This is a genomic window from Pseudomonas sp. 5C2, assembly GCF_034314155.1.
Taxonomy (GTDB): Bacteria; Pseudomonadota; Gammaproteobacteria; order Pseudomonadales; family Pseudomonadaceae; genus Aquipseudomonas.
In genome coordinates this window covers 1,064,703-1,090,390 of the sequence record NZ_JAVIWH010000003.1, presented here as the reverse complement: position 1 = coordinate 1,090,390, position 25,688 = coordinate 1,064,703, and the positions used below count along the sequence as shown (strand labels likewise).

General features: G+C 59.5%; 25 protein-coding genes. 15 read left to right on the top strand and 10 right to left on the bottom strand.

The annotated features are described in order from the left end of the window. Nucleotides 1-138: 138 nt before the first annotated feature. Nucleotides 139-465 carry a DUF883 family protein gene (locus RGU44_RS19845; RefSeq protein WP_322177148.1) on the top strand — a complete coding sequence of 109 codons (327 nt, stop codon included), beginning with the start codon at nucleotides 139-141 and terminating at the stop codon, nucleotides 463-465. Here RGU44_RS19845 and RGU44_RS19840 read toward each other — a convergent pair whose 3' ends face one another. Next, nucleotides 466-1,365 (bottom strand): LysR family transcriptional regulator, encoded by a 900-nt coding sequence (locus RGU44_RS19840; RefSeq protein ID WP_219063332.1) that lies wholly within the window; start codon nucleotides 1,363-1,365, stop codon nucleotides 466-468. Nucleotides 1,366-1,489: 124 nt separating this feature from the next. Between RGU44_RS19840 and trpB the strand changes: the two genes are divergently transcribed. The 3 genes from trpB to RGU44_RS19825 all read left to right on the top strand — a co-directional run bounded on the left by trpB (nucleotide 1,490) and on the right by RGU44_RS19825 (nucleotide 4,114). Next, on the top strand, nucleotides 1,490-2,719 hold the full coding sequence (gene trpB / locus RGU44_RS19835) for a tryptophan synthase subunit beta (protein WP_322177147.1): 1,230 nt from the start codon (nucleotides 1,490-1,492) through the stop codon (nucleotides 2,717-2,719). Further along, on the top strand, nucleotides 2,716-3,528 hold the full coding sequence (gene trpA / locus RGU44_RS19830) for a tryptophan synthase subunit alpha (RefSeq protein WP_322177146.1): 813 nt from the start codon (nucleotides 2,716-2,718) through the stop codon (nucleotides 3,526-3,528). Before trpB ends, trpA begins: the two co-directional genes overlap by 4 nt. 121 nt (nucleotides 3,529-3,649) lie before the next feature. Then, nucleotides 3,650-4,114 (top strand): anti-virulence regulator CigR family protein, encoded by a 465-nt coding sequence (locus RGU44_RS19825; RefSeq protein ID WP_322177145.1) that lies wholly within the window; start codon nucleotides 3,650-3,652, stop codon nucleotides 4,112-4,114. 74 nt (nucleotides 4,115-4,188) lie between these two features. On the opposite strand, the gene RGU44_RS19820 is transcribed toward RGU44_RS19825, so the two are convergent. Further along, a complete protein-coding gene (locus RGU44_RS19820) occupies nucleotides 4,189-4,521 on the bottom strand; it encodes a DOPA 4,5-dioxygenase family protein (protein ID WP_322177144.1) in 333 nt (110 codons plus the stop codon). Between the two features lie 101 nt (nucleotides 4,522-4,622). Here RGU44_RS19820 and RGU44_RS19815 point away from each other — a divergent pair, with 101 nt between their 5' ends. After that, complete coding sequence (locus RGU44_RS19815; protein WP_322177143.1) at nucleotides 4,623-5,276, top strand: NAD(P)-binding oxidoreductase; 654 nt, start codon at nucleotides 4,623-4,625, stop codon at nucleotides 5,274-5,276. A gap of 25 nt (nucleotides 5,277-5,301) precedes the next feature. On the opposite strand, the gene RGU44_RS19810 is transcribed toward RGU44_RS19815, so the two are convergent. Then, the gene (locus RGU44_RS19810) at nucleotides 5,302-6,252 is read right to left on the bottom strand and encodes a choline sulfate utilization transcriptional regulator (RefSeq protein WP_322177142.1); all 951 of its coding nucleotides are present in this window, start codon (nucleotides 6,250-6,252) and stop codon (nucleotides 5,302-5,304) included. A gap of 114 nt (nucleotides 6,253-6,366) precedes the next feature. On the opposite strand from RGU44_RS19810, the gene betC reads away from it, so the two are divergent. From betC to RGU44_RS19795, 3 genes are all read left to right on the top strand, one after another. Beyond that, on the top strand, nucleotides 6,367-7,872 hold the full coding sequence (betC, locus tag RGU44_RS19805) for a choline-sulfatase (protein WP_322177141.1): 1,506 nt from the start codon (nucleotides 6,367-6,369) through the stop codon (nucleotides 7,870-7,872). A gap of 36 nt (nucleotides 7,873-7,908) precedes the next feature. Beyond that, a complete protein-coding gene (choX, locus tag RGU44_RS19800) occupies nucleotides 7,909-8,829 on the top strand; it encodes a choline ABC transporter substrate-binding protein (protein WP_322177140.1) in 921 nt (306 codons plus the stop codon). A 140-nt stretch (nucleotides 8,830-8,969) separates the two neighbouring features. Beyond that, nucleotides 8,970-10,538 (top strand): SulP family inorganic anion transporter, encoded by a 1,569-nt coding sequence (locus RGU44_RS19795; RefSeq protein ID WP_322177139.1) that lies wholly within the window; start codon nucleotides 8,970-8,972, stop codon nucleotides 10,536-10,538. Between the two features lie 25 nt (nucleotides 10,539-10,563). Here RGU44_RS19795 and aroE read toward each other — a convergent pair whose 3' ends face one another. Both aroE and hemF read right to left on the bottom strand, forming a co-directional pair. Continuing rightward, complete coding sequence (aroE, locus tag RGU44_RS19790) at nucleotides 10,564-11,388, bottom strand: shikimate dehydrogenase (RefSeq protein WP_322177138.1); 825 nt, start codon at nucleotides 11,386-11,388, stop codon at nucleotides 10,564-10,566. A gap of 26 nt (nucleotides 11,389-11,414) precedes the next feature. After that, nucleotides 11,415-12,329, bottom strand: coding sequence for an oxygen-dependent coproporphyrinogen oxidase (hemF, locus tag RGU44_RS19785; RefSeq protein WP_322177137.1), 915 nt, complete (start codon nucleotides 12,327-12,329; stop codon nucleotides 11,415-11,417). Between the two features lie 182 nt (nucleotides 12,330-12,511). Between hemF and RGU44_RS19780 the strand changes: the two genes are divergently transcribed. Next, on the top strand, nucleotides 12,512-13,486 hold the full coding sequence (locus RGU44_RS19780; protein WP_322177136.1) for an NADPH:quinone reductase: 975 nt from the start codon (nucleotides 12,512-12,514) through the stop codon (nucleotides 13,484-13,486). A gap of 10 nt (nucleotides 13,487-13,496) precedes the next feature. Here RGU44_RS19780 and RGU44_RS19775 read toward each other — a convergent pair whose 3' ends face one another. The 3 genes from RGU44_RS19775 to RGU44_RS19765 all read right to left on the bottom strand — a co-directional run bounded on the left by RGU44_RS19775 (nucleotide 13,497) and on the right by RGU44_RS19765 (nucleotide 16,364). Then, nucleotides 13,497-14,054: an L-threonylcarbamoyladenylate synthase gene (locus RGU44_RS19775; protein ID WP_322177135.1), complete on the bottom strand. Its 558-nt coding sequence runs from the start codon at nucleotides 14,052-14,054 to the stop codon at nucleotides 13,497-13,499. Between the two features lie 38 nt (nucleotides 14,055-14,092). Then, entirely contained in the window at nucleotides 14,093-15,217 is a 1,125-nt protein-coding gene (dprA, locus tag RGU44_RS19770) for a DNA-processing protein DprA (protein WP_322218720.1), read from the bottom strand. A 121-nt stretch (nucleotides 15,218-15,338) separates the two neighbouring features. After that, the gene (locus RGU44_RS19765) at nucleotides 15,339-16,364 is read right to left on the bottom strand and encodes a LysM domain-containing protein (RefSeq protein WP_322177133.1); all 1,026 of its coding nucleotides are present in this window, start codon (nucleotides 16,362-16,364) and stop codon (nucleotides 15,339-15,341) included. 141 nt (nucleotides 16,365-16,505) lie between these two features. Here RGU44_RS19765 and def point away from each other — a divergent pair, with 141 nt between their 5' ends. The 4 genes from def to trkA all read left to right on the top strand — a co-directional run bounded on the left by def (nucleotide 16,506) and on the right by trkA (nucleotide 20,995). Next, on the top strand, nucleotides 16,506-17,012 hold the full coding sequence (def, locus tag RGU44_RS19760; protein WP_322177132.1) for a peptide deformylase: 507 nt from the start codon (nucleotides 16,506-16,508) through the stop codon (nucleotides 17,010-17,012). Nucleotides 17,013-17,152: 140 nt separating this feature from the next. Beyond that, nucleotides 17,153-18,127: a methionyl-tRNA formyltransferase gene (fmt, locus tag RGU44_RS19755; protein ID WP_322218717.1), complete on the top strand. Its 975-nt coding sequence runs from the start codon at nucleotides 17,153-17,155 to the stop codon at nucleotides 18,125-18,127. Next, nucleotides 18,124-19,443 carry a 16S rRNA (cytosine(967)-C(5))-methyltransferase RsmB gene (rsmB, locus tag RGU44_RS19750; RefSeq protein ID WP_322177130.1) on the top strand — a complete coding sequence of 440 codons (1,320 nt, stop codon included), beginning with the start codon at nucleotides 18,124-18,126 and terminating at the stop codon, nucleotides 19,441-19,443. The genes fmt and rsmB overlap by 4 nt, the downstream gene beginning before the upstream one ends. Nucleotides 19,444-19,621: 178 nt before the next feature. Further along, on the top strand, nucleotides 19,622-20,995 hold the full coding sequence (gene trkA, locus RGU44_RS19745; protein WP_322177129.1) for a Trk system potassium transporter TrkA: 1,374 nt from the start codon (nucleotides 19,622-19,624) through the stop codon (nucleotides 20,993-20,995). A gap of 121 nt (nucleotides 20,996-21,116) precedes the next feature. Here the strand turns inward: trkA and RGU44_RS19740 are convergent, their stop codons facing one another. Both RGU44_RS19740 and RGU44_RS19735 read right to left on the bottom strand, forming a co-directional pair. Continuing rightward, nucleotides 21,117-22,004: a lysophospholipid acyltransferase gene (locus tag RGU44_RS19740; RefSeq protein ID WP_322218715.1), complete on the bottom strand. Its 888-nt coding sequence runs from the start codon at nucleotides 22,002-22,004 to the stop codon at nucleotides 21,117-21,119. 38 nt (nucleotides 22,005-22,042) lie between these two features. Continuing rightward, the gene (locus RGU44_RS19735) at nucleotides 22,043-22,594 is read right to left on the bottom strand and encodes a DNA-3-methyladenine glycosylase I (RefSeq protein WP_322177127.1); all 552 of its coding nucleotides are present in this window, start codon (nucleotides 22,592-22,594) and stop codon (nucleotides 22,043-22,045) included. A gap of 79 nt (nucleotides 22,595-22,673) precedes the next feature. Here RGU44_RS19735 and glyQ point away from each other — a divergent pair, with 79 nt between their 5' ends. Beyond that, nucleotides 22,674-23,621, top strand: coding sequence for a glycine--tRNA ligase subunit alpha (gene glyQ, locus RGU44_RS19730; RefSeq protein WP_219063354.1), 948 nt, complete (start codon nucleotides 22,674-22,676; stop codon nucleotides 23,619-23,621). After that, entirely contained in the window at nucleotides 23,618-25,672 is a 2,055-nt protein-coding gene (gene glyS / locus RGU44_RS19725; RefSeq protein ID WP_322218712.1) for a glycine--tRNA ligase subunit beta, read from the top strand. Before glyQ ends, glyS begins: the two co-directional genes overlap by 4 nt. Nucleotides 25,673-25,688: the final 16 nt, after the last annotated feature.

The window sequence follows — 25,688 nt, the reverse complement described above, 5'->3', positions numbered from 1 at the left end:
TGTCGATAAGAGCGTAGCAGTGAAATTGCACATTACTCCCTGAGCGAAAATCATCTGAAACGTTAATACGCACCGCACTTTCCTCAAACCCCGCAGTCGGAAAGAACACACGCCTCTCATCAATGCAGGAGATCCACCATGGCCAACACTTCTTTACGTAAAGCCTCGTTGCAAAGCATGGAAGCCGAGATCGAAAGCCTTCTCAAGTCCCTTGAGAGCCTTAAGTCCGACGCATCGGAAGAGTCGCACAAAACCCTGAAAGCCTTGAAAGCCAACGCCGAAAGCGCACTGAGCCATTCACGCCACCTGCTCAGTGATGTGTATGAAGACGTCAAGGAAAAGACCCGCGAAACCGGTGTCGCTACCCGTGATTACGCTCAAGAACACCCGTGGACCACCGCAGGTGTGGCCGTAGGCGCTGTCGGTCTACTGGCAGCTTACCTATTGTGCAAACGCACTCACTGATCAGCCGCTGGCAGCACGCTCAAGCTCAGTCTTGAGCCACTGCGCCAACTGCTGAGCACGCCCGTCTGCGGCGCGTTTAGGTACCCATAACGCCAGCTGCGCCGGGGTTTCACTGAAACCCCAAGGCGCAGCCAGGCGTCCGGCGCGCAAATCATCGGCGACCAGGGGTTCCGGGGCAATGGCGATGCCCAGCCCGGCGACGGCTGCCTCCAGCAAATAATACAAATGCTCGAAACCCTGCCCGTAATGCAAGGCAGCAGGCTCGATGCCGTTTTGTTGTGCCCAAAGAGGCCAGGCTTGCGGACGCGACGTCGTTTGCAGCAATGCCTCACTCAGCAGCGCTTGAGCTGGTGCCTGGCGCAGGTGCTCGAAACGCGCAAACCGTGGGCTGAGGACCGGGCCAATACGCTCGCTGGCCAGTTCATAGACCTGCATGTCCGCAGGCCATGGTGGCTCGGCGAAGATCAGCAACGCGTCCAGACCCGGTCGACGCGGGTCTAGATCGCCTTCGCCCGCCGACAAGTGCAGACGAAGATCCGGCAGTTCGGCATTCAGTCGGCCCAGGCGCGGGATAAACCAGCGTGCCAGCAGGCTGCCCGAACAGCCGAGAACGAAAGGCGCATCAGCCTTATCGTGGGTCAGCTCCGCACACACGGTACGCAACCGCTCAAACGCCTCGGCACTGGCATCACGCAAACGAATGCCGGCATCTGTGAGTTTAAGGCCGCGCCCATCCTTGACGAACAAGGCCAGCCCCAGATGCTCTTCAAGCACTTTAAGCTGGCGACTGACCGCCCCGTGGGTGACGTGCAGCTGCTCGGCAGCCTGACTGACGCTGTTCAAGCGCGCCGCCGCTTCGAAAGCGCGCAGGGCGTTGAGGGGAGGGAGATCGCGGCTCATGGTATCTGTGAGTTTTCCTGACAGGTTGCGTTGATCTTATCGGTTTTCATTGATGCTCGTGCTGGTTAAAGTGAGCTCATTGCCTGATTGGCTAATCCTTTTCTTCAAACCACCTGGAGGTCCCATGACCCAGACTAACTTCAGCAGCGGCCCTGATGCCAATGGCCTGTTTGGCTCATTCGGCGGCCGCTACGTGGCTGAAACCTTGATGCCACTGGTACTCGACCTGAACCGCGAGTACGAAGCCGCCAAGATTGATCCTGAATTCATCGAGCAACTGGCCTATTTCCAGCGCGACTACATCGGCCGTCCAAACCCGCTGTATTTCGCGGAACGCCTGACCGAGTATTGCGGCGGCGCGAAAATCTACTTCAAGCGCGAAGAGCTGAACCACACCGGCGCGCACAAGATCAACAACTGTATTGGTCAGGTGTTGCTGGCCAAGCGCATGGGCAAGAAACGCCTGATCGCTGAAACCGGTGCTGGCATGCATGGCGTGGCTACCGCCACCGTCGCTGCCCGCTTCGGTCTGCCGTGCGTGATCTATATGGGCGCCACCGACATCGAGCGTCAACAGGCCAACGTGTTCCGCATGAGGCTGTTGGGCGCGGAAATCGTCCCGGTCACCTCCGGCACCGGCACCCTGAAAGACGCCATGAACGAAGCCCTTCGCGACTGGGTGACCAATGTCGACGACACCTTCTACATGATCGGTACCGTGGCTGGTCCACACCCGTACCCGGCGATGGTGCGCGACTTTCAGTCGATCATCGGCAAAGAAACCAAAGTACAACTGCAAGAAAAAGAGGGCCGCCTGCCAGACAGCCTTATCGCATGTGTCGGTGGCGGTTCCAACGCCATGGGCCTGTTCCACTCGTTCCTCAATGATGCCAGCGTCAAACTCATCGGCGTCGAAGCCGGTGGTCACGGGGTTCATACCGGCAAGCACGCCGCCAGCCTGAACGGCGGTGTTCCCGGCGTATTGCACGGCAATCGCACCTATCTGCTCCAGGATGCCGACGGCCAGATCACCGACGCGCACTCGATTTCAGCTGGCCTGGATTACCCTGGCATTGGCCCTGAGCACGCTTACCTGCATGAAGTGAAGCGCGTTGAGTACGTCAGCATCACGGATGACGAAGCCCTCGAAGCCTTCCACCACTGCTGCCTCCTGGAGGGCATCATCCCCGCTCTGGAGACCGCGCACGCCTTGGCCGAAGCCATGAAACGTGCAAGCAACCTGCGCGATGACCACTTGATGGTGGTCTGCCTCTCGGGCCGTGGCGATAAAGACATGCAAACCGTGATGGACCATATGGCCGCCGATGCCAAGACTCAGGAGAAACTGGTATGAGCCGCCTGGAACAACGCTTTGCCGAGCTGAAAACCGAAGGCCGTGCGGCACTGGTGACCTTCGTCACCGCCGGCGACCCTGGCTACGATGCATCGCTGGCCATTCTTAAAGGCCTGCCAGCAGCGGGTGCCGATGTGATTGAGTTGGGCATGCCGTTCACCGATCCAATGGCCGACGGCGTGGCGATCCAGCTGGCGACCCTGCGCGCACTGGACGCTGGGCAGACACTGGCGAAAACCCTGAAAATGGTTGGCGAATTCCGCGTCAATGACCAGACCACCCCGATCGTGCTGATGGGTTACTACAACCCGATCCACCGCTTTGGCGTCGAAGCGTTCGTCGCTCAAGCCAAAGAAGTCGGGGTCGACGGTTTGATCATCGTCGACCTGCCACCAGAGCATGACACCGAACTGGCAACCCCGGCCCAGGCCGCAGGCATCGATTTCATTCGCCTGACCACACCGACCACCGATGACGCGCGCCTGCCACGCGTGCTGGAACGCAGCTCCGGCTTCGTTTACTACGTGTCGGTCGCGGGTGTCACCGGGGCCGGTTCCGCGACCTCGGATCAAGTTAAAACCGCCATCGAACGTCTGCGTCGCCACACCGATCTGCCAATCAGCGTCGGTTTCGGTATCCGTACTCCAGAGCAGGCGGCCGCGATTGCCAGACTGGCTGACGGCGTTGTAGTGGGTTCGGCACTGGTGGACAAGATCGCCACCGCCGCGTCACCGAAGCAGGCAATCGACGACGTGTTGAGCCTGTGCTCGGCCTTGGCCGAAGGCGTGCGCAAGGCCCGTGTCAAGTAAGAGTAAAGATTGGGTGAGCGAGGAATTTAAACCTCGGCAGACACACCAAGTAACAAGCGAAAGGGGTTTAGAGCCGATGGCTTAAACCCCTTTTTGCTGACCGAATTTCGAGGAACGAGAAATGAAACTGCCAACCCGTTTGATTGCAGGCCTGGGTATCTTGATGATCAGTGCCAGCCCGTTGTTGCATGCTGATGAACGCGATCAGCGTGGCGGCCAGGATGGCGGCCGTCAGGGCGAAAATCACCAAGGCAATGGCAACCAGGAAAATCGCGGCCACGATGAGCGCAATGATCGTCGTGACGATCATGGCCCACGTCGCCCGCCAGAAAATTTTGACGAGGCGCGACGGTCCTTTCATGATCACCGCGAATTCATCGGTCGTGGCCAACCTCTGCCTCCAGGCTTCCGTATTGAGCGCGGCCGTCCACTGCCCTACGGCTACGGCGAGCGCCTGGACCCGCGCGCGATTGAGCAATTGCCGCGTTACGACGGTTACGAATGGCGTCGAGTGGGCCCCGACATAGTGTTGATCGCGCTGACCACCGGGGTGATCTACACCATCCTTGAGGGCGTGCTGAACTGATTGATTCTCTGCAGGAGCCAACCCGACTGCGCGTCCCGGTTTCTCCTGCAGATTCGTCACGCTGACTAACCCTCTTACCGCTTGAACATCGAAACGTCCAGATCCCGAACCGCCCCCATCCAGATCGCATGCTCCGTGTGGTCCGCCAGGTCATCGCCCGTCAGCGGGTGCAGCAACACCACCAACCCCTTGCGATTAAGCGCCAGCCAGAGCACCACATCCGCCAACTGGGCGTGATCAAACGCCAGCTGGCAGCTCCAGTTCGGGTGCGGACCTACCGGTTTTTCATGCATCCGCCCCATCTTTACCCCAAAACGCCGCGCAACCTCTTCGCACAATGCACGGGCCTGATCGATGGTCTGCTCGTCGAAATAAACGTGGGCGTGGTAGCCCTCAACACCGTGCATTGCTCAATCTCCAAATAACCGCTGCGCGGACGCGAACTGCTGCGGGATAAAAAGGGTCAGAACCTTAGAGAGACGTTATCCACAGACAAGGATTACTCGCTATGAAAAATGCCGAAACTCCGGTTCTGAAACTGGTTTTGTACGGTGCCATCAGCAGTTTTGGCAGCGCCTTGATGGCAGAATTCCTGCGGCGCCAGCATGAAGTCATCGCCATTCTCGATGATTTGAACGCCTTGGCGCCGCGTCCGGGATTGCGCACCAAAGTCGGCAACCTGTTCGACGCCGAGCGCGTCAGTCAAAGCGTGGCTGGCTGCTCGGCGGTCATTTGCCTGCTGGACGCCCACGTATTGCCCGTGGGCAGCGGTGAAACGCGACCCGCGATAACGCCGGGGCCAGTAGATCAAATCAGCGCCACCCAGAACTTGATCCAAGGCATGCAACGCATGGGTATCAAGCGACTGGTGCTGGCGGGCAACTTCGCCGTGCTTGACGAGGCGCCTGAAACTGACGAGCAACAGCGAAACGCGGCGGAAACCATCGTCGAGTTATTGCGCGACAGTGACCTGGACTGGACGTTGGTCAACGCTCCCCAAGGCGTACTCGGGCTGAGCATCGAGCACTTTAGCCAGATCAGCGACACCCTTGAACCGGGCCTGGCCGAACCCCTGGAGCGGCTGGCTCGAGTGGCCGCAGGCATCGCGGATGAATTGCTCTTGAACCTGCATGTGCGAGAGCACGTGAATTTTGTGTGCTAAATGAAATGTGTAGACGACTGCCGGATCACACCGCAATCGAGGGCAACGGCCTGCCCGCCAGCAAGTCCCCACTCTGCGCCTGCTCGGTCGCCAGCCAGTCGACGAATTGCTGCACCAGTTGCACTCGCCGTTTTCGCTGGGGCAGTACGACGTAATAACCGTGGGCCGAGATGGCGGTGGCGGCGATGGGGCGACAGAGCAGCCCTTGCTCCAGCAGCGCATCGACCAGATGCCGCCAACCGATGGCCACGCCCTGACCGGCAATTGCAGCCTGGATCAGCAGGGTGTAATTGTCGAAGCGCAATTGGCCGGGGGCAGGTGCCTGCTGAATATTCAGCGCACGAAACACGCCGCTCCAGTCGAACCAATTGCTGCTGCCTTCGCCCCGCAAGTGCAGCAGTGGAAGCTCCAGCAGCGCATCAGTGGGCAAGGGCAGGGAACGCCCGGCCAGCAATTGCGGGCTGCACACCGGGAACACTTCTTCGCTGAACAACCAACGGCTTTCACCCTGCTTGAAACGCCCATCGCCGAACAGCACCGCGACGTCGACATCGGCGCGCAACATGTTGTAACTACGCTCACTGGTGACCAAGCTGACGTCCACATCCGGATTGGCCTGGTGAAACCGATGCAGACGCGGCATCAACCAATAGGCGGCAAACGCAAAGTCCGTGGCGACCTGCAGCACCTCATGTTGGCGCTGGGCGGTGACGGCATTTAGCCCGCCCTCGATGGACTGCAACCCGGCTTGCACATAACCGAACAGCACCTCGCCCGCCTCTGTCAGCTCGATGCCCCGATAGATGCGGTCGAACAACCGTGTAGCAAGCTGTTCTTCCAGGCGTTTTATTTGCTGGCTGACGGCAGGCTGCGTGGTGCCCAGCTCAACAGCCGCCGCGGTAAAGCTGCGCTGTCTCGCGGCGGCCTCAAAAGCACGCAGCAGATCCAGTGAAAGATCACCAAGAGCTTCATACATAAGCTGAGCTTATCCTAGGTATTGTTTTGCATGGGCTTTACCACTAAACCTGTGGGTCGCATCCTCAAGCGCAGCACTCTCGCATAAATATCCACTATGGAATGCCGCGAATACATGAAGCGCAAGAACATTCTTTTCATCATGGCCGATCAAATGGCCGCGCCGATGTTGCCGTTTTACGCCTCATCTCCTATCAAAATGCCCAATCTGAGCCACCTCGCCGCCGAAGGCGTGGTATTCGATGCTGCCTATTGCAACAGTCCGCTGTGCGCGCCCTCGCGTTTCACCCTGGTCAGCGGCCAACTGCCGAGCAAGATCGGCGCCTATGACAACGCCGCTGATTTCCCGGCCGATGTACCGACCTATGCCCATTACCTGCGTCGCCTCGGCTATAAGACCGCGCTGTCCGGCAAGATGCACTTTTGCGGGCCGGACCAGTTACACGGCTATGAAGAACGCCTGACCAGCGACATTTACCCGGCTGACTATGGCTGGTCAGTGAACTGGGACGAGCCGGATGTGCGGCCAAGCTGGTATCACAACATGTCGTCGGTGCTGCAAGCCGGTCCCTGCGTGCGCACCAATCAGCTGGATTTCGACGAAGAGGTGGTGTTCAAGGCCCAGCAATATTTGTTCGATCACATCCGCGAAGAGGGTGATCAGCCGTTCTGCCTGACCGTGTCCATGACCCACCCTCACGACCCGTACACCATCCCGAAAACCTTCTGGGACATGTACCGCGACGAAGACATCCCGCTGCCGCGACCGCATGCCGATCAAGCCGGGCAAGACCCGCACTCGCAACGTCTGCTCAAGGTCTACGACCTGTGGGACAAGCCGATGCCTGTGGATAAGATTCGCGATGCGCGCCGCGCCTATTTCGGGGCGTGCAGTTACATCGATAGCAATGTCGGCAAGCTCCTGCAAACCCTCGAAGACACCGGTCTGGCCGACGACACCATTATCGTGTTCTCGGGCGACCACGGCGACATGCTGGGCGAGCGCGGCCTCTGGTACAAAATGCACTGGTTCGAGATGTCAGCCCGCGTACCACTGCTGGTCTACGCGCCGGGGCAGTTCACGGCGGGTCGGGTCAGCGCTGCGGTGTCCACCGCCGACTTACTGCCAACCTTCGTTGCGCTGGCCGAGGGCGAACTGGAAGCCGGCCTGCCGTTAGACGGTCGCTCACTGGTCCCCCATTTGCGGGGTGAGCCGGGGCATGACGAAGTGTTTGGCGAATACATGGCCGAAGGCACGATCGGTCCGTTGATGATGATTCGACGTGGCGCCTATAAATTCATCTATTCGGAACAGGACCCTTGCCTGCTGTTTGATGTGAACAATGATCCGCAAGAACGCGAAGAGCTGAGCCAGTCACCGGCGCATCAGCAACTGTTCGCTGATTTTCTGGCCGAAGCACGGGCCAAGTGGGACATACCGGCGATCCACCAACAAGTGCTCGCCAGTCAACGTCGGCGGCGCTTTGTCGCGCAGTCGTTGGCCATCGGCAAGCTGAAGAGCTGGGATCACCAGCCGCTGGTAGACGCCAGTCAGCAATACATGCGTAACCACATCGACCTTGATGACTTGGAACGCAAAGCACGTTATCCACAACCCTAACCCTGCCAAGACTAAAAAAACCAAAGGGGCACACTCATGATGAAGTTATCCACAACACTTGCGGTCGGTTTCATGGCATTGGGCAGCGTTTCCGCTTATGCCGAGCAGAGTTGCAGCACGGTAAAAATGGCGGATCCGGGCTGGAGCGATATCGCCGCGACCAACGCCATCGCCAGCGTCTTGCTGGACGGCATGGGTTACAAGGCCAAGGTCGACACGCTCGCGGTACCGATTGCATACGGTGGGCTCAAGGATGGCCAGGTGGATGTCTTCCTCGGCAACTGGATGCCTGCGCAACAAGGCTTTTACGACAAGTTCGTGGCCAATGGCGATGTCACACAGTTGGCCAAGAACCTGGACGGCACCGAATTCACCCTCGCCGTGCCGGACTATGTCTGGGACGCGGGTGTGCATAACTTTGCCGACCTGAACAAGTTTGCCGACAAGTTCGGCAAGAAGCTGTATGGCATCGGCTCCGGCGCACCGGCCAACCTGTCGCTGCAATCGATCATCAAAAAGAACGAATTCGACCTGGGCCAGTGGAAACTGGTTGAGTCCAGTGAGCAGGCGATGTTGGCTGAAGTCAGTCGCAACGTGAAGAAACAAAGCTTCGTGGTGTTCCTCGGCTGGACCCCGCACCCGATGAACGTGCAGCTGAAAATGCACTACCTCAAAGGTGGCGAGGCTTATTTCGGTGACACCGGCAGCGTTTATACCCTGACCCGCAAGGGCTACAGCCAGGCCTGTCCGAACGTAGGCAAGTTGCTGACCAACCTGAGCTTCACCCAGGAAATGGAGAACAGCATCATGGCCGAGGTGGTTAACAAGAAAATCACCAACACTGAAGCGGCCAAGGCCTGGATCAAAGCCAACCCGGCAGTCCTGGATAAATGGCTCGACGGGGTGAAAACCCTCGACGAGAAGGATGCACTGACGGCGGTAAAAGCCACGCTTTAAAGCCCTTTGGGCTTATCGCGGGCAAGCGCGCTTCTACAGTAGATCGCATTTCCCTGTAGAAGCGCGCAGCGGTCACCTTCACTTGCGCCCACATCGCTAAAACCTCACCCTTACGCCTCTGCAAAATTACCGAGAGTTTCATGGGTTGGCTCAATCGCCACAAATTTTTGCCGTTCCTCGAATGGCTGCCCCGGCAGACCCGCGCCAGCGTCGGTCGTGATGCCGTGGTGGGGCTGAGCGGAGCGATTCTAGCGCTGCCGCAATCCATCGCTTACGCCCTGATCGCCGGCTTGCCGCCTGAATACGGTCTGTACGCGGCCATCGTTCCGGTGCTGATCGCCTGCCTGTGGGGCTCGTCGTGGCACTTGATCTGCGGACCCACTGCGGCGATCTCTATCGTGCTGTACGCCAGCATCAGTCCCATGGCGGCTCCGGGCAGCCAGGACTACATCACCCTGATCCTGTTGCTAACCTTTCTCGCCGGGATCTTTCAATGGCTGCTGGGGCTGCTGCGCTTTGGCGCTGTGGTGAACTTCGTTTCACATTCGGTGGTGCTGGGCTTTACCTTGGGCGCCGCCGTGGTGATTGCGTTGGGGCAACTGCCTAATTTGTTCGGCCTGGAACTCAGCGGCCAGACTACCGCGCTTCGAAGCCTGATGACGCTGCTTGAGCATCGGGGCGAGATCGACCACCCCTCGTTGATGCTAGGCGCCATAACCCTGGGCCTGGGCGCGTTTCTGAAATACCTGGTGCCCCGTTGGCCGACGCTGCTGATCACCCTGGTGGCCGGGAGTGTGTTGGTCTGGCTGTGGCCCGCGATGTTCGGCCACGTTAAGTTGGTCAGCGCCTTCGTTGGGCATTTGCCGCCGTTCAGTGCATTACCGCTGGACCTGGAGCTGGCTCTGAAACTCCTGCCCAGTGCCGTGGCAGTAGGCATGCTCGGGCTGGTCACCAGCTTGTCGATTGCCCGCTCGCTGTCCGCACGCTCGCAACAATTGCTCAACGCCAATCAAGAACTTCGCGCCCAAGGCCTGTCCAACATGGTGGGCGCCTTGTTCTCGGGCTATCTGTCCTCCGGCTCCTTTACTCGATCAGGCCTGAGTTACGAAGGCGGCGCTCGCTCGCCATTGGCCGGGGTATTTTCGGCGCTGTGGGTGGCGTTGTTCGCGGTGGCCGGGGCGTCGTTGATCGCACACATCCCGATCCCGAGCATGGCAGCATCGATCCTGTTGATCTGCTGGGGATTGGTCGACCATCGCGGCATTCGCTCGCTGTTCCGCGTCAGTCATCCAGAGTTCCTGGTGATGGCACTGACCTGCCTGGCGACCCTGTTGCTGGAGCTGCAAACGGCGATTTACGCGGGCGTGCTGGCGTCGCTGTTCTTCTACCTCAAGCGCACCTCACAACCACGGGTCCAGCAGTGGCGCGATGGCGACGACGATATCCTGCGGGTCGGCGGCTCGATCTTTTTCGGCGCCAGCCATTACCTGCAAGTCATTCTGCAACGCAGTAAGGGGCCGCGCGTGGTGATCGATGCGCAACACATCAACTTCATCGATTATTCAGGCGTTGAAATGCTCCATCAGGAAGCCCGCCGCCTGCGTGCCCATGGCCGCAGCCTGACCCTCAGGCGCGCCCGGCCCCAAGTGATCGAGGAACTGCGCAAGCTCGAAGGACCAGAGAAATGCCCGATTCTGTTCGAGGATTAACGGTGACCGGGCGGGCGCCCAGGCATCAGGCGCTGGCCAACTGCCGTCGTAACTCAGCCAGCACAGGCCCCGTATCCGGGCGAACGCCGCGCCATAGATAGAACGCCTCCGCAGCCTGCTCGGCGAGCATGCCCAGACCGTCCAGCACGTGGGCCGCGCCGTGCTCGGTGGCCCAGCGGCAGAATGGCGTCGGCTCTTTGCCGTACATCATGTCGTAGCAGACGGTGTGACCCGGCAGAATAAGGCTTGGCGAAATCGGCGGCAGCTCACCCGCGAGGCTGGCGGAAGTGGCATTGATGATCAGGTCTACCGGCTCTGCCAGCCAACTGAAACCAGCGGCGGACACCGGCCCCAGGTCGGCGAATTGATGGGCCAGCAACTCGGCTTTTTCCACGGTGCGATTGGCGATCACCACCGCCAGCGGTTTTTCAGCCAGCAGCGGCTCCAGCGCACCCCGTACCGCACCACCCGCGCCGAGCAGAAGGATGCGTTTGCCCTGCAAGCTGACGCCGGCATTTACCTTCAAATCCCGCACCAACCCCGCGCCATCGGTGTTATCGCCGAGCAGTCGACCATCGGCCCCCTTACGCAACGTGTTCACGGCACCCGCACGCTGTGCGCGCTCGGTCAGGCTGTCGGCCAAGCGAAAGGCCTGCTCCTTGAACGGCACGGTGACGTTGGCGCCCTGGCCGTGCTCAAAGAACGCCTGAGCGCAGCCGATGAAATCGTCCAGCGGCGCCAGCAAGGTGCTGTAATCGAGCTGCTGACCGGTCTGCTCGGCGAACAGACGATGGATCAACGGCGATTTGCTGTGACCAATGGGGTTACCGAAAACGACGTAGCGGTCCATGGGGATTCCTGAATTTTGACCCGGTATCAGGCCTGCGCCAACCAATCGCGATCCTGCAAGAAATACTCGGTCAGACGGGCTTCTTCGGTGCCGGGCTCGGCTTTCCAGTCATAGCCCCAGCGCACGTGCGGCGGCAGTGACATCAGGATCGACTCGGTACGCCCACCTGATTGCAGGCCGAACAGTGTGCCACGGTCATAGACCAGATTGAACTCGACGTAACGGCCGCGACGAAACTCCTGAAACTCCCGCTGTTGCGCGGTATACGCCGTGGCCTTGCGGCGCTGGACGATCGGCAGATAGGCCTCGATGTACGCATCGCCAATCGCGCGCAGGAAGGCGAAGCTGGTGTCGAAATCCCACTCGTTCAGGTCATCGAAAAACAAGCCGCCAATACCGCGTGGTTCGTTGCGATGTTTGATGTGGAAGTAGGTGTCGCACCATGCCTTGTAACGCGGATAGACATCGGCCCCAAACCGCGCACAGGCCTGCTCGGCGACACGGTGCCAATGCACACAGTCTTCTTCTACCCCGTAATACGGCGTCAGGTCGAAACCGCCGCCGAACCACCAGACCGGCTCTTCGCCTTCTTTTTCGGCGATGAAAAAACGCACGTTGGCGTGTGAAGTCGGTACATGCGGGTTGTGCGGGTGGATCACCAGCGACACGCCCAACGCCTCAAAACCTCGCCCGGCCAGCTCGGGCCGATGGGCGCTGGCTGACGGTGGCAGGCCGGTGCCGAATACGTGGGAGAAGTTAACCCCGCCTTTTTCGATCACTCCGCCATTCTCGATGACTCGGGTACGCCCACCGCCGCCAGCCGGGCGAGTCCAGGCATCTTCGACGAAGCGGGCGCTGCCATCTTCGGCTTCCAATGCGTTGCAAATCCGGTCTTGCAGGTCAAGCAGGTAGGCTTTAACGGCCTCGGTGCGGGTAGTCATCGGGTCACCTTGAAACATCACTGAGCCACCGGGGTTACGGGGGGTGGCAAATTGGCGCGTAGCATACCACCGGCGTTATGGCCGCCGCAGTTGACGAAGATCAAGGGAGAGCGTTCGATGGCCCTTTTCGTAGTAGTCTTTTTCCGTATTTTTTGTTTCCACTCATCACCGGAGATGAACAGATGGCAAAGCGTATCCAATTCAGCACCGTGGGTGGCCCTGAAGTCCTTGAGTATGTGGACTTCGAACCTGCCGAACCGGGCCCACAGCAGGTCTGCGTGCGCAACAAGGCGATTGGCCTCAATTTCATCGACACCTATTTCCGCAGCGGGCTGTATCCGGCGCCATCCATGCCGTCAGGCCTGGGGACCGAAGGGGCGGGTGTGGTTGAAGCGGTCGGCAGCGAAGTCAGCCAGTTCAAGGTCGGCGACCGCGTGGCATACGGCGTTGGTCCACTGGGTGCATACAGTGACATCCACGTGATTCCCGCCGCGAATCTGGTGAAGTTGCCGGAGTCAATCAGCTTCGAAGACGCTGCAGCGGTGATGCTTAAAGGCCTGACCGTGCAATATCTGCTGCGTCAGACGTATGCGGTGAAGAGTGGTGAAACGGTGCTGTTCCATGCCGCTGCTGGCGGCGTCGGTTCGCTGGCTTGCCAATGGGCCAAGGCCCTGGGTGTGAAGCTGATCGGGACTGTCAGTTCGCCGGAAAAAGCCGCTCATGCCAAGGCACTCGGTGCATGGGCGACCATCGATTACAGCAAAGAAGACGTGGTCAAACGGGTTCTGGAATTAACCGACGGCAAGAAATGCCCGGTGGTATACGACGGTGTGGGGCAAGACACGTGGCTGACGTCGCTCGATTGCGTGGCGCCGCGCGGTTTGTTGGTCAGCTTCGGCAACGCATCAGGGCCCGTGGCCGGGGTTAACCTGGGAATTCTCGCGCAGAAAGGCTCGCTGTACGTCACTCGCCCAACACTGGCTACTTACGCCAACCCCGAAAACCTGCAACGCATGGCCGACGAGCTGTTCGCGATGCTTACCAGCGGCAAGGTCAAGGTGGGTGACGTCCAGCGCTACGCCTTGAAAGACGCAGCCAAGGCGCAAACCGAGCTCAGCGCCCGGCGCACCACAGGCTCAACGATTCTGATTCCATAAGCCCAAAACCCTAGCCTGGACGAACAACCTCGCCGGTCACCAGGTCACGGATCAGACTGGGGTGCTTGCGCCCACCCAGCAGGCCGCCGAGCACCCAGTCGATGTCCCCACGGAAATACTGCTCAACCCGAATACGCGTCCGGGCAGCCGGACGCCCGAGCGGGTTGGCGGATGTCGAGATCAGCGGTCCGACCAGCGAACACAGTTCACGCACCTGCGGGTGATCGCTGACGCGCAATGCCACCGTGTCGTGAATACCAGTGATCCATTCGGGCAGCAGGTTCTGATGCGGCACCAGCCAGGTATTGGGGCCTGGCCAAGTGCTGGCCATACGATCGATCCAGACTTCAGGAAAGTCCTCCATGAGAAAGTCGAACTGGCGGATGTTGTCGGCCACCAGAATCAGGCCTTTGTCCACAGGACGGGATTTGATTGCCAGCAACCGATACACCGCCTCTTCATTCCAGGGATCACAGCCCAGCCCCCATACCGCCTCGGTTGGGTAGGCAATCACCGCACCGGCTCGAATCTCTCGTGCGGCTTGCTGCACACGCCAACTGCTGACCATTGTTCTCTCTCCGGGTAAACGCTACGGGCAGTTTAACCTCAGCGCGCACGGCCAAACCATCGTCCTGCCTCACTGCTGATGCGCCCATCCAGTTCCAGCTCGGTCAACGCTGCTAATACTTTTGGCAACGGCCAGCCGCTCGACAGTGCCAACCCTTCGCTGGTGTGTGGCGCAGCATGCAACAAATCAAGCAGGGGATGTCTGGCAGCGGTTGTTGCCGGCAAGGGCGCGATAGAGGCGGCCGCAGGGCTGGCAATGTTCTGCCAACCGCGCAGGGTTTCAAGAATGTGTTCGACGGTTTCGACCAGCACCGCACCGTCACGAATCAGTTGATGACACCCGCGGGCACCGGGGTGATGAATCGAGCCTGGAATCGCGTACACCTCGCGGCCCTGTTCCGCTGCCAGCCGTGCGGTGATCAACGAACCGCTGGCGACGCTGGCCTCGACCACCAACACACCCAGCGACAATCCACTGATGATTCGATTGCGGCGTGGGAAGTTGCTCGCCTGCGGCCCGGCGTCCAGAGGGAACTCGGAAACCACGGCACTGCCTTGGGCACTCATGGTCGCTGCCAACTGACGATGGCGCTGTGGATAAAAATTTTCGATGCCCGTGCCCAAGACGCCAATTGTCTGCCCACCAACGTCCAAAGCACCTTGATGCGCGGCACCATCGATACCCAGCGCGAGGCCGCTGGTGATGACAAAACCGGCGCCCGCCAGGCTTCGGGCGAAGGCTGTGGCCGTATCCAGTCCAGGCTTGGAAGCGCGTCGACTGCCGACCATTCCCAACTGCGGACGCTCAAGAATGCTCGGGTCACCGGCCACAAACAGCAACGGCGGTGCATCGGCAATTTCAGCCAGCAGTGCAGGGTAGGTGGGGTCGTCCCACATCAGTAAATGCTGACCGGGACGCTCAAGCCAAGCCAAAGCAGCACTGGCGCCATCGCGGACTTGTGGGCTGCGCCGGGCTTCGGCGCTGGCGCTTGGCAAGCCCAAGGCACGCCAGGCGCTGGCAGGAGCGCTGAGTGCGGCCGACGCCGAACCAAAGGCATTGATTAGCTTATGAAAGCGTTTTGGCCCCACCTCAGGCAGACGATGCACACGTAAGCGCGCTTCAAGTTCGGCAGGTGAGGACGCAGCAGTATCGAACAGCGGCATAGATCTTCCTTGATCTGTAGCGCCCCGTTAACAGCCGGACAACCTGTGGATAACTCTGTTAGTAACTATTTGATAAGTTCATGTCCGGTGGACAGACATGACCCTATTTCGACACATAGCTTTACGGGTTCCGCACCTTGTCCATGACCGCTAAAGAACGCGTGGCATTCAGTACCAAACCATAGCTGAGCTTTTCATAAGTGCGAAAAACCATCACCAATCCCGCGCGCTCATCCGGGACCTTCACTTGCTCACCCGTCACCCGATCACGAACGACTTCGCCGGTCTTGTAAATAGCCAGCACATTGCCTTCGGCCAGCCCATCGCTCTTACCCCGATCCAGCGTCACCACATCGAGTTCACCGATCTGGGTCACTCCGCGCGGCACATCGATGATCAGGCCGTTAACTTCGGTCTGAGGTGAGCTGGGCATGAAAGTCGAGTTGATTGGCCGCTCTTCGCTGATGAATAGCCGGTCGCCGAGACGCACTTCCTGGGTCGAACGCTGCAACACCAGGGTCGCGACATCGCCTTCGTGGGCAACGATTTCACCGCTGCCGATGTCATCGGCGTTAATCCCGAGAAACTGCCCGGTCAACGGGTCCGTGTAGGTTTTGCCCTGACGGAAGAGGTTATAGGCGGTGTGCTCAGGGTCTAATTTGCCCCGCGCGTAGATCCGGTCACCCATGCCGCTGAGCACGCGTTCGGCGTTACCGGCGACGATGTACGGGGCTTTCTGGAAATCGGCGGGGTCATCGATGATGCGGTTGTTGAGCAGAAAACTATTGATCGCGGCCAGCGGAATGCTTGGGATCGCTTCGGCCATCGGCGTGGTACGAATCCGGGGCGACAGCTTGATGGTGCCACGTGAAGCACCACGGTTGAGTACCATCCGCGGCTGGCCATCGACATACACCAGGGACAATAAGTCGCCCGGGTAGATCAGGTCAGGGTTGGCGATCTGCGGATTGGCCTTCCAGATCTCCTTCCACTTCCATGGCTCGCGCAAAAATTTGCCGGAAATGTCCCAAAGCGTGTCACCTTGGACGACGGTGTAATTCTGTGGATGTCCTTCCCTGAGCTGCACTTGCGCCTGACAAAGGCCGGTAGAGGCCAACAGCAGCAGGGCGAGTAGTGATTTCCTCATGCGGTGAATCCCTTTATCATATGGCTTCGCGTGAAACACTAAGAGCCCCAGAGGCTCAGGTTTTGCAAGGTTGCCAGCTCTAACCGGCGAAACCCGGCAGCCGATTTTGGACTTTACCCTACAAGTGCAGCTCTAACGTATATGGCTATTTTAAACATCCTCGAATTTCCCGATTCGCGCCTGCGCACCATCGCCAAACCTGTGGCAGTGGTAGACGACGGCATTCGCCAGTTGGTCGACGACATGTTTGAAACCATGTACGAAGCGCCAGGCATTGGTTTGGCTGCAACTCAGGTCAACGTGCACAAGCGTGTCGTGGTCATGGACCTTAGCGAAGATCGTAGCGATCCACGGGTGTTCATCAACCCCGAGTTCGACATCCTGACCGACGAGGTGGAGCAGTATCAAGAAGGCTGCCTCTCAGTACCAGGCTTCTATGAAAACGTCGACCGCCCACAGAAAGTCAAAATCAGGGCTCTAGGCCGGGACGGTCAGCCCTATGAGCTGATCGCAGAGGGTTTGCTGGCGGTGTGTGTCCAGCATGAATGCGATCACCTGAACGGCAAATTATTTGTCGATTACCTGTCCACCCTCAAGCGCGACAGGATCAAGAAGAAGCTGGAAAAGCTGCACAAGCAGAACGCCTGACCCGACTCAAATCCTTCAACCTGTAGGCGCTGACTTGTCTGCGAACCAGGCAACATGGTCCACATCAGGCACACCGGGTTGCGGCCTTCGCGGGCAAGCCCGCTCCTACACGTCTGTGTATTTCCTTTATCGAGAAGCCCATGACTGAGCCACTGCGCATCGTCTTCGCCGGCACCCCGGAATTTGCCGCCGAACACCTCAAGGCTTTGCTCGCCAGCCCCCATCAAGTGATTGCGGTCTACACCCAGCCTGATCGCCCGGCTGGCCGTGGGCAAAAGCTGATGCCGAGCCCGGTCAAACAGCTGGCTGAGCAGCACGGTATCGCCGTATTGCAACCGCCAACCCTGCGTGATGCTGACGCTCAAGCTGAGCTGGCCGCGCTCAAGCCCGACTTGCTGGTGGTGGTCGCCTATGGCCTGATCCTGCCGCAAGTGGTGCTCGATATTCCCCGCCTGGGCTGCATCAACAGCCACGCTTCGCTGCTGCCACGCTGGCGTGGTGCCGCACCGATTCAGCGTGCGATAGAAGCCGGCGATGCCGAGAGCGGCGTAACGGTAATGCGTATGGAAGCAGGCCTGGACACCGGGCCAATGCTGCTCAAAGTCACGACCCCGATCACTGCCGAGGACACCGGTGGCAGCCTGCATGACCGGCTCGCCGAGCTCGGCCCGCCCGCAGTGATTCAAGCCATCGCCGGGCTGGCCGATGGCACGTTGCAGGGTGAAGTCCAAGACGACACCCTAGCGACCTACGCTCACAAGCTGAACAAAGACGAAGCGCGCGTCGACTGGAGCCGTCCGGCTATTGAGCTGGAGCGTCTGGTGCGGGCGTTCAATCCTTGGCCGATCTGCCACAGCACACTCAATGGCGAAGCCCTGAAAGTGCTGGCAGCCAGTCTCGACGACGGGCAGGGCGCACCGGGTGAAATCCTCGGCGCCAGCAAGGACGGCTTGATTGTCGCCTGCGGCCAACAGGCCTTGCGCCTGACGCGCCTGCAATTGCCGGGGGGCAAAGCGCTGAACTTCGCGGACCTGTTCAACAGCCGTCGTGAGAAATTCGCTGTTGGCACGGTGCTGGGTGTCATTGCGCCCGAGCAGACGGTGCACGGCCAATGAACCCGCGTCTCGCTGCCGCCAAAGCATTGGCCGCCGTCCTCAATGGCAAAGCCTCGCTGAACAGTTCGCTGCCCACCCAGCTGGATAAAGTCGAGGTCCGTGATCGCGGTTTGACTCAAGACCTGGCCTTCGGTACTGCTCGCTGGCAGCCACGACTGTCCGCACTGGCGGCAAAACTCCTGCAAAAGCCCTTCAAAAGCGTCGATGCCGATGTCGAGGCATTGTTGTTGGTCGGCCTCTATCAGTTGCTCTACACGCGCATCCCGGCCCACGCCGCCATCGGTGAAACAGTCGGGTGCGCCGACAAGCTGAAAAAGCCTTGGGCCAAGGCGTTGCTGAATGCCGTACTGCGTCGCGCCCAACGGGAAAGCGAAGCACTTCTGGCCGAGCTGGAACATGACCCCGTGGTCCGCACTGCGCACCCACGCTGGCTACAAAAAGCGTTGAAGGCGTATTGGCCAGAGCAGTGGGAAGCGATCTGCGCGGCCAACAATGCCCATCCGCCGATGATCCTGCGGGTCAATCGCCGTCACCACAGCCGCGATACGTACCTGCAGATGCTGCAAAACGTCGGGATCGAAGCCCACGCCTGCGTCTTCAGCCAGGACGGTATTGTGCTGAACGAACCGTGCGATGTGCGCACCCTGCCTGGCTTCGCCGAAGGCTGGATCAGCGTGCAGGACGAAGCCGCGCAATTGGCTGCCGACCTGCTGCAATTGGTCCCCGGCCAACGCGTACTCGACGCGTGCTGCGCCCCTGGCGGCAAAACCTGCCATCTGCTGGAAGTACAGCCATTGCTTGCAGGTGTGGTCGCGGTGGATCTGGAGGCCAAACGCCTGGTCCGCGTCCGGGAAAACCTTGATCGCCTGGGCCTGAACGCCGAGCTGATCGCTGCCGATGCCCGTGACACAGGCCAATGGTGGGACCGTAAACCGTTCCAACGCATCCTGCTCGATGCGCCGTGTTCGGCGACGGGCGTGATCCGTCGCCACCCGGATATCAAGCTCACGCGTCAGGCTGACGACATTCCCGCGCTCGCCACGCTCCAGGGCGAATTGCTCGACGCGCTTTGGCCGACGCTGGAAGTCGGCGGCATCCTGCTGTACGCCACCTGCTCGACGCTGCCGATGGAAAACACCGAAGTAATCGAGGCGTTCCTGGCTCGCACACCCGGCGCGCGCGAACTGGACATCGCCGGTCAGCTCGGGCAACAGCCGCCCGGCCTGAAACAACCGCACGGTCGCCAGCTGCTTGCCCAGGAAGGCGGCCACGATGGCTTCTACTATGCCAAGCTGATCAAGATCGCGGCTGTGTAATGCCGGATCCTGTAGGAGCTGGCTTGCCTGCGATAAGGTCGGCACGACCTTCCTCCGGTGGTGAATCCAATATTTTCCCGACTGCTACGCATACGCAGCCGATCACGGCGGGGGCGCGTAGCTGCAAGCGCGCTCCTGCATCGGGTTTGCCGTGCTAACTCGTTTCAAGGAGTGAACGATGAAAATCATCATCCTCGGCGCAGGACAGGTCGGCGGTACGCTGGCTGAACATTTGGCCGGTGAAGCGAATGACATCACCGTGGTCGACACCGACGCCGATCGCTTGCGTGATCTGGGCGATCGCCTTGATATCCGTACCGTTCAGGGCCGCGGTTCGTTCCCCACGGTGCTGCGTCAGGCCGGCGCGGATGATGCCGATATGTTGGTGGCGGTGACCAACAGCGACGAGACCAACATGCTCGCCTGTCAGGTTGCTTACACCCTGTTCAAGACCCCGACCAAAATCGCCCGCGTGCGCGAAGCGGCCTACCTGACCCGTGCCGGTCTGTTCAATAACGACGCGATCCCCGTGGACGTGCTGATCAGTCCGGAACAGGTGGTGACCAACTACATCAAGCGCCTGATCGAATACCCCGGCGCGCTGCAAGTGATCGATTTTGCTGGCGGCAAGGCCCAGTTGGTGGCGGTCAAGGCGTACTACGGCGGGCCGCTGGTCGGCCAACAGCTGCGTCAGTTGCGCGAACACATGCCTAACGTCGACACCCGGGTCGCCGCGATTTTCCGCCGTGACCGGCCGATAGCCCCCCAAGGCGATACCGTCATTGAAGTGGATGACGAGGTGTTTTTCATCGCGGCCAAAGCGAACATCCGCGCCGTCATGAGCGAGATGCGCCGCCTGGATGAAAGCTACAAACGCATCGTCATCGCGGGCGGCGGGCATATCGGTGAACGGCTGGCCGAAGCCATCGAAAGTCGCTATCAGGTCAAGATCATCGAGATGAACCCGGCCCGCTGTCGTCACCTTTCGGAAACCCTGGATAACACCGTGGTCCTGCTGGGCAGCGCGTCGGACCGGGATTTACTGCTGGAAGAAAACATCGCCGAAGTCGATCTGTTCCTGGCGCTGACCAACGATGACGAGGCCAATATCATGTCCTCGCTGTTGGCCAAACGCCTCGGCGCACGCAAAGTGATGACCATCATCAACAACCCGGCGTATGTGGATCTGGTACAGGGCGGCGAGATCGATATCGCGATCAGCCCGCAACTGGCGACTATCGGCACCTTGCTGACTCACGTTCGCCGTGGCGACATTGTCAGCGTGCATTCATTGCGTCGTGGTGCAGCCGAAGCCATTGAAGCCGTCGCCCATGGTGATGCCAGGTCGAGCAAGGTCATCGGTCGCGCCATCCGTGACATCACACTGCCGCCAGGCACTACCATCGGCGCAATCATTCGCGCTGAAGAAGTGCTGATCGCCCACGACATCACGGTGATCAAGTCCGGCGACCACGTGATTCTGTTCCTTGTGGATAAAAAATATATCCGCGACGTAGAGCGGCTGTTTCAGGTCGGCTTGAGCTTTTTTTAATCAGCGGCACCGATCAATTGGAAAGGCCGGTACGGGACAATCCCATGATCGAATCACTGGAAAGTGGTTGCCAAGACTGTGGATAACTTCAATTGCAGCAGTTATCCACAGCTGGCAGCCTTCAATACCAGCGCTTTTCGCCCGGTGGACGCTTTTTGAAACGCTTCATCGTCCACATGTACTGGCTGGGGTAAGCCCGCACGTACTTCTCGACAACCTGACTCATGGCCGCCGCGGACGTTTGCGTGTCAGTGCTGTACATCGCCTCGGGGGCCGCTTCGAGGATCACCTTGTAACCGGAACCATCGGCCAGACGGATCGCATGCAGAAAAACGCCCACTGCTTTACCTCCGGCCAACATGTTGGGCACAAACTTGCTGGTCAACGCCTGGGTCGCGCAGAAGGGCACGAACACACCTGCAGACTCAGCGGGCTCGGGATCTGCCGGAATACCCACTGAACCGCCTTTGCGCACTTCCTTGATAACGCTGAGGATGCCTTCTTTGGTCGAGGCCGCCACGCGATTGCCCAGTTGCACACGCTGTTTGCGCAGCAGATCGTCCACCGCCTTGAGTTTCGGCGGCCGGTAAAAAATGATCGGTTTGCACTGGCTGCAATAGAAGTGGTTAAGCACTTCCCAGTTGCCCAAGTGGCTGGTGATGCCAACCACGCCCTTGCCTGAGGCCAGCGCGGCTTCCAGCACTTCAAGCCCTTCGACTTCACGCACCAGATCGATTGATTTCTGAGCGGGCCAGATCCAGGCGCAGGCGCTTTCGGTGAACGTCTTGCCGATGTCCATGAGACTGCGGCCAACCAGACTCTCACGTTCGCCAGCGTCCAGCTCAGGGAAACACTTGGACAGGTTGATACGCGCTATTTCGCGCGAACGGTTGGGCAGTTTCCACATCAACCAGCCGATGGACGTACCGACCCACTGCACCACTCGCCATGGCAACAGGGCAAATAGCCGCAAAAGCCCGACCAAAAGGGCGCCTTTGAACTTATCCACAGATCACTCCCGAATTCGCAAGGCCGCTATTGTAACCATCAGCGGCTCAAGACGGCGTATCGATCACACTCAAGGGTGTGATCCATGACCATGCCTGCGGCCTGCATGAAGGCGTAGCAAATCGTGGGTCCGACAAACGTGAAGCCAGCTTTTTTCAGGGCTTTGCTCATCGCTTCAGCTTCAGGAGTGACGGCCGGAACCTGGCTGCGACCCTCGAAGTGATTGATTTTTGGCTGCCCGTCCACAAACGACCAAAGCCATTCCACCGGGTCTTCCAGGGCTTGCCAGGCCTGCGCGTTACGCCGGGCGGCATTGAGTTTGAGGCGGTTGCGAATGATGCCGGGGTCGAGCATCAGCGCTTCGATTTCAGCGTCGCTCATCTGCGCCACGCGCTGCACATCGAAGCCGAACAAGACTTCACGATAGCGTGCGCGTTTCTTTAAAATCGTGATCCAGGAAAGACCGGCCTGGAACCCTTCGAGCAATAGCAACTCGAAGAGTTTCTGCGCATCGCGCAACGGCACGCCCCACTCTTGATCGTGATAAGCGATGTATAGCGGATCTTCGTTGCACCAAAAGCAGCGTGGCATAAGGCTCCAAGGGTGGAGGTGCGGCCGAATCGGGTATACTCCCGCTCTTTAAATCGCAGCCCCAGCACAGGTGAATTTCGTGAGCCAGCCTACGCCAGCCGTGCGTACCTTCCAAGACTTGATCCTCGCCCTTCAACAATACTGGGCCGAGCAAGGTTGTGTGGTGCTTCAGCCCTACGATATGGAAGTCGGCGCCGGCACATTCCATACCGCTACGTTTCTGCGCGCCATCGGCCCGGAAACCTGGAACGCCGCTTATGTGCAGCCCAGCCGACGCCCGACTGATGGCCGCTACGGCGAAAACCCGAACCGCTTGCAGCATTACTACCAATTCCAGGTGGTATTGAAGCCTAACCCGGACAACTTCCAGGAGCTGTACCTCGGCTCCCTGAAGCACGTTGGCCTTGATCCACTCGTGCATGACATTCGTTTCGTCGAAGACAACTGGGAATCGCCAACGCTTGGCGCCTGGGGTCTGGGATGGGAAGTCTGGCTCAATGGCATGGAAGTCACCCAGTTCACCTACTTCCAGCAAGCAGGCGGCATTGAGTGCTACCCGGTGACCGGTGAAATCACCTACGGTCTGGAACGCCTGGCCATGTACCTGCAAGGTGTGGATTCGGTCTATGACCTGGTCTGGACCGACGGCCCGTTCGGCAAAGTGACCTACGGCGATGTGTTCCACCAGAACGAGGTCGAGCAATCGACTTACAACTTCGAACACGCCAACGTTGAGAAACTGTTTGAACTGTTTGATTTCTATGAGAGCGAAGCCAGTCGCCTGATTGAGCTCCAGCTGCCATTACCAAGCTACGAAATGGTCCTCAAGGCCTCGCACACCTTCAACCTGCTGGATGCACGTCGGGCGATTTCGGTCACCGCGCGTCAGCAGTACATCCTGCGGGTACGGACGTTGGCCCGTTCGGTAGCGCAGAGCTATCTGCAAGCCCGAGCCAAGCTGGGCTTCCCGATGGCACCCCCCGATTTACGTGATGAAGTGTTGGCTAAGCTGGAGGCTGCACAATGAGTGCTCGAGATTTCCTGGTTGAATTGGGCACCGAAGAACTGCCACCCAAAGCCCTTGGCGCTCTGGGTGACGCGTTCCTCGCGGGCATCGAAAAAGGCTTGCAGGCCGCTGGCCTCAGCTACAGCGCCAAACAGGTCTACGCTGCGCCGCGTCGTCTGGCCGTACTGATTACCCAACTCGCTACGCAACAAGCGGATCGCAGCGTCAACCTCGACGGTCCACCACGCCAGGCCGCCTTCGATGCTGAAGGCAATCCGACTCAAGCCGCACTGGGCTTCGCCAAGAAGTGCGGCGTAGAACTGAGCGAGATCGATCGGAGCGGGCCGAAGTTGCGGTTCAGTCAGAACATCGTCGGCAAGCCGACGACGAGTCTGCTACCAACCATCGTTGAAGACTCTCTGAACGACCTACCGATCCCCAAGCGCATGCGCTGGGGTGCGCGCAAAGAAGAGTTCGTGCGTCCAACCCAATGGCTGGTCATGCTGTTTGGCGATCAAGTGGTCGATTGCACCATCCTTGCTCAGACCGCAGGCCGTGACTCCCGTGGTCACCGTTTCCATCACCCGGAAAGCGTGCGCATCACTTCGCCTGCCAACTACCTGCAAGACTTGCGTGGCGCCCACGTATTGGCTGACTTCGCCGAGCGTCGTGAGCTGATCAGCAAGCGCGTCGCCGAACTGGCAACACTGCAGGAAGGCACCGCGATTGTGCCGCCAAGCCTGCTCGATGAAGTCACCGCGCTGGTCGAATGGCCTGTGCCGCTGGTGTGCTCGTTCGAAGAACGCTTCCTCGACGTGCCGCAAGAAGCACTGATCATTACCATGCAGGACAACCAGAAGTATTTCTGCCTGCTGGATGCCGACGGTAAGTTGCTGCCACGCTTCATCACCGTGGCCAACATTGAGAGCAAAGACCCGGCGCAAATCATTTCCGGCAACGAAAAAGTGGTTCGCCCACGGTTGACCGACGCCGAATTCTTCTTCAAGCAAGACAAGAAGCAGAAGCTGGAAACCTTCAATCTGCGCCTACAAAACGTAGTGTTCCAGGCCCAGTTAGGCAGTGTTTTCGATAAAGCCGAGCGCGTATCGAAACTGGCTGCCTTCATCGCCCCCCGCATTGGTGGCGATGCCAAGCGCGCAGCACGTGCAGGTTTGCTGTCCAAGTGCGATCTGGCGACCGAGATGGTCGGCGAATTCCCTGAAATGCAGGGTGTTGCCGGTTATTACTACGCCTTGGCCGACGGCGAGCCTGAAGACGTCGCACTGGCACTGAACGAGCAATACATGCCTCGTGGTGCTGGCGCCGAACTGCCAACCACTCTGACCGGTGCAGCCGTCGCCATGGCCGACAAGCTCGACACGCTGGTCGGCATCTTCGGTATCGGCATGTTGCCCACCGGCAGCAAAGACCCGTATGCACTGCGCCGCGCTGCGTTGGGCGTGCTGCGGATCCTGATCGACAAGAAGCTGGACCTCGATCTGGTGCAGACCGTGACCTTCGCCGTGACTCAGTTCGGTGCGAAGATCAAACCTGCCGGCCTGGCCGAACAAGTGCTGGAGTTCATCTTCGACCGCCTGCGTGCGCGTTACGAAGATGAAGGTGTCGAAGTCGCTACGTATCTGTCGGTACGGGCTCTGCAACCGGCTTCAGCCCTTGATTTCGATCAGCGGGTTCAAGCGGTGCAAGCCTTCCGCAAGCTGCCTGAAGCTTCCGCGTTGGCGGCGGTGAACAAGCGTGTGTCGAACCTGTTGAGCAAGGCGCAAGGCAATATCGCCAGCACCGTCGAACCTAAATACTTCGATAACGCGCACGAGTTTTCGTTGTACTCGGCGATTCAGCAAGCGGACCAAGCGGTGCAACCGATGGCCGCAGCGCGTCAGTACAGTGAAGCACTGGCTCGTTTGGCTGCGTTGCGCGAGCCAGTCGATGCGTTCTTCGAAGCCGTGATGGTCAATGCTGAAGATGCCAGCGTACGCGCCAATCGTTATGCCTTGCTGGCTCGCTTACGCGGCCTGTTCCTGGGCGTTGCCGACATTTCGCTGCTGGGATGATGTTGAAGGGGCAAGG

What these genes read in the sequence shown, in the direction of transcription:
- glyS (WP_322218712.1), top strand. Translation starts at nt 23,618, where the DNA reads ATGAGTGCTCGAGATTTCCTGGTTGAATTGGGCACCGAAGAACTGCCA.
- aroE (WP_322177138.1), bottom strand. Translation starts at nt 11,388, where the DNA reads ATGGACCGCTACGTCGTTTTCGGTAACCCCATTGGTCACAGCAAATCG.
- RGU44_RS19775 (WP_322177135.1), bottom strand. Translation starts at nt 14,054, where the DNA reads ATGGTCAGCAGTTGGCGTGTGCAGCAAGCCGCACGAGAGATTCGAGCC.
- RGU44_RS19795 (WP_322177139.1), top strand. Translation starts at nt 8,970, where the DNA reads ATGGGTTGGCTCAATCGCCACAAATTTTTGCCGTTCCTCGAATGGCTG.
- RGU44_RS19820 (WP_322177144.1), bottom strand. Translation starts at nt 4,521, where the DNA reads ATGCACGGTGTTGAGGGCTACCACGCCCACGTTTATTTCGACGAGCAG.
- betC (WP_322177141.1), top strand. Translation starts at nt 6,367, where the DNA reads ATGAAGCGCAAGAACATTCTTTTCATCATGGCCGATCAAATGGCCGCG.
- RGU44_RS19810 (WP_322177142.1), bottom strand. Translation starts at nt 6,252, where the DNA reads ATGTATGAAGCTCTTGGTGATCTTTCACTGGATCTGCTGCGTGCTTTT.
- RGU44_RS19815 (WP_322177143.1), top strand. Translation starts at nt 4,623, where the DNA reads ATGAAAAATGCCGAAACTCCGGTTCTGAAACTGGTTTTGTACGGTGCC.
- hemF (WP_322177137.1), bottom strand. Translation starts at nt 12,329, where the DNA reads ATGACTACCCGCACCGAGGCCGTTAAAGCCTACCTGCTTGACCTGCAA.
- trkA (WP_322177129.1), top strand. Translation starts at nt 19,622, where the DNA reads ATGAAAATCATCATCCTCGGCGCAGGACAGGTCGGCGGTACGCTGGCT.
- trpB (WP_322177147.1), top strand. Translation starts at nt 1,490, where the DNA reads ATGACCCAGACTAACTTCAGCAGCGGCCCTGATGCCAATGGCCTGTTT.
- rsmB (WP_322177130.1), top strand. Translation starts at nt 18,124, where the DNA reads ATGAACCCGCGTCTCGCTGCCGCCAAAGCATTGGCCGCCGTCCTCAAT.
- dprA (WP_322218720.1), bottom strand. Translation starts at nt 15,217, where the DNA reads ATGCCGCTGTTCGATACTGCTGCGTCCTCACCTGCCGAACTTGAAGCG.
- fmt (WP_322218717.1), top strand. Translation starts at nt 17,153, where the DNA reads ATGACTGAGCCACTGCGCATCGTCTTCGCCGGCACCCCGGAATTTGCC.
- trpA (WP_322177146.1), top strand. Translation starts at nt 2,716, where the DNA reads ATGAGCCGCCTGGAACAACGCTTTGCCGAGCTGAAAACCGAAGGCCGT.
- RGU44_RS19765 (WP_322177133.1), bottom strand. Translation starts at nt 16,364, where the DNA reads ATGAGGAAATCACTACTCGCCCTGCTGCTGTTGGCCTCTACCGGCCTT.
- def (WP_322177132.1), top strand. Translation starts at nt 16,506, where the DNA reads ATGGCTATTTTAAACATCCTCGAATTTCCCGATTCGCGCCTGCGCACC.
- choX (WP_322177140.1), top strand. Translation starts at nt 7,909, where the DNA reads ATGATGAAGTTATCCACAACACTTGCGGTCGGTTTCATGGCATTGGGC.
- RGU44_RS19845 (WP_322177148.1), top strand. Translation starts at nt 139, where the DNA reads ATGGCCAACACTTCTTTACGTAAAGCCTCGTTGCAAAGCATGGAAGCC.
- RGU44_RS19735 (WP_322177127.1), bottom strand. Translation starts at nt 22,594, where the DNA reads ATGCCACGCTGCTTTTGGTGCAACGAAGATCCGCTATACATCGCTTAT.
- RGU44_RS19840 (WP_219063332.1), bottom strand. Translation starts at nt 1,365, where the DNA reads ATGAGCCGCGATCTCCCTCCCCTCAACGCCCTGCGCGCTTTCGAAGCG.
- RGU44_RS19825 (WP_322177145.1), top strand. Translation starts at nt 3,650, where the DNA reads ATGAAACTGCCAACCCGTTTGATTGCAGGCCTGGGTATCTTGATGATC.
- RGU44_RS19780 (WP_322177136.1), top strand. Translation starts at nt 12,512, where the DNA reads ATGGCAAAGCGTATCCAATTCAGCACCGTGGGTGGCCCTGAAGTCCTT.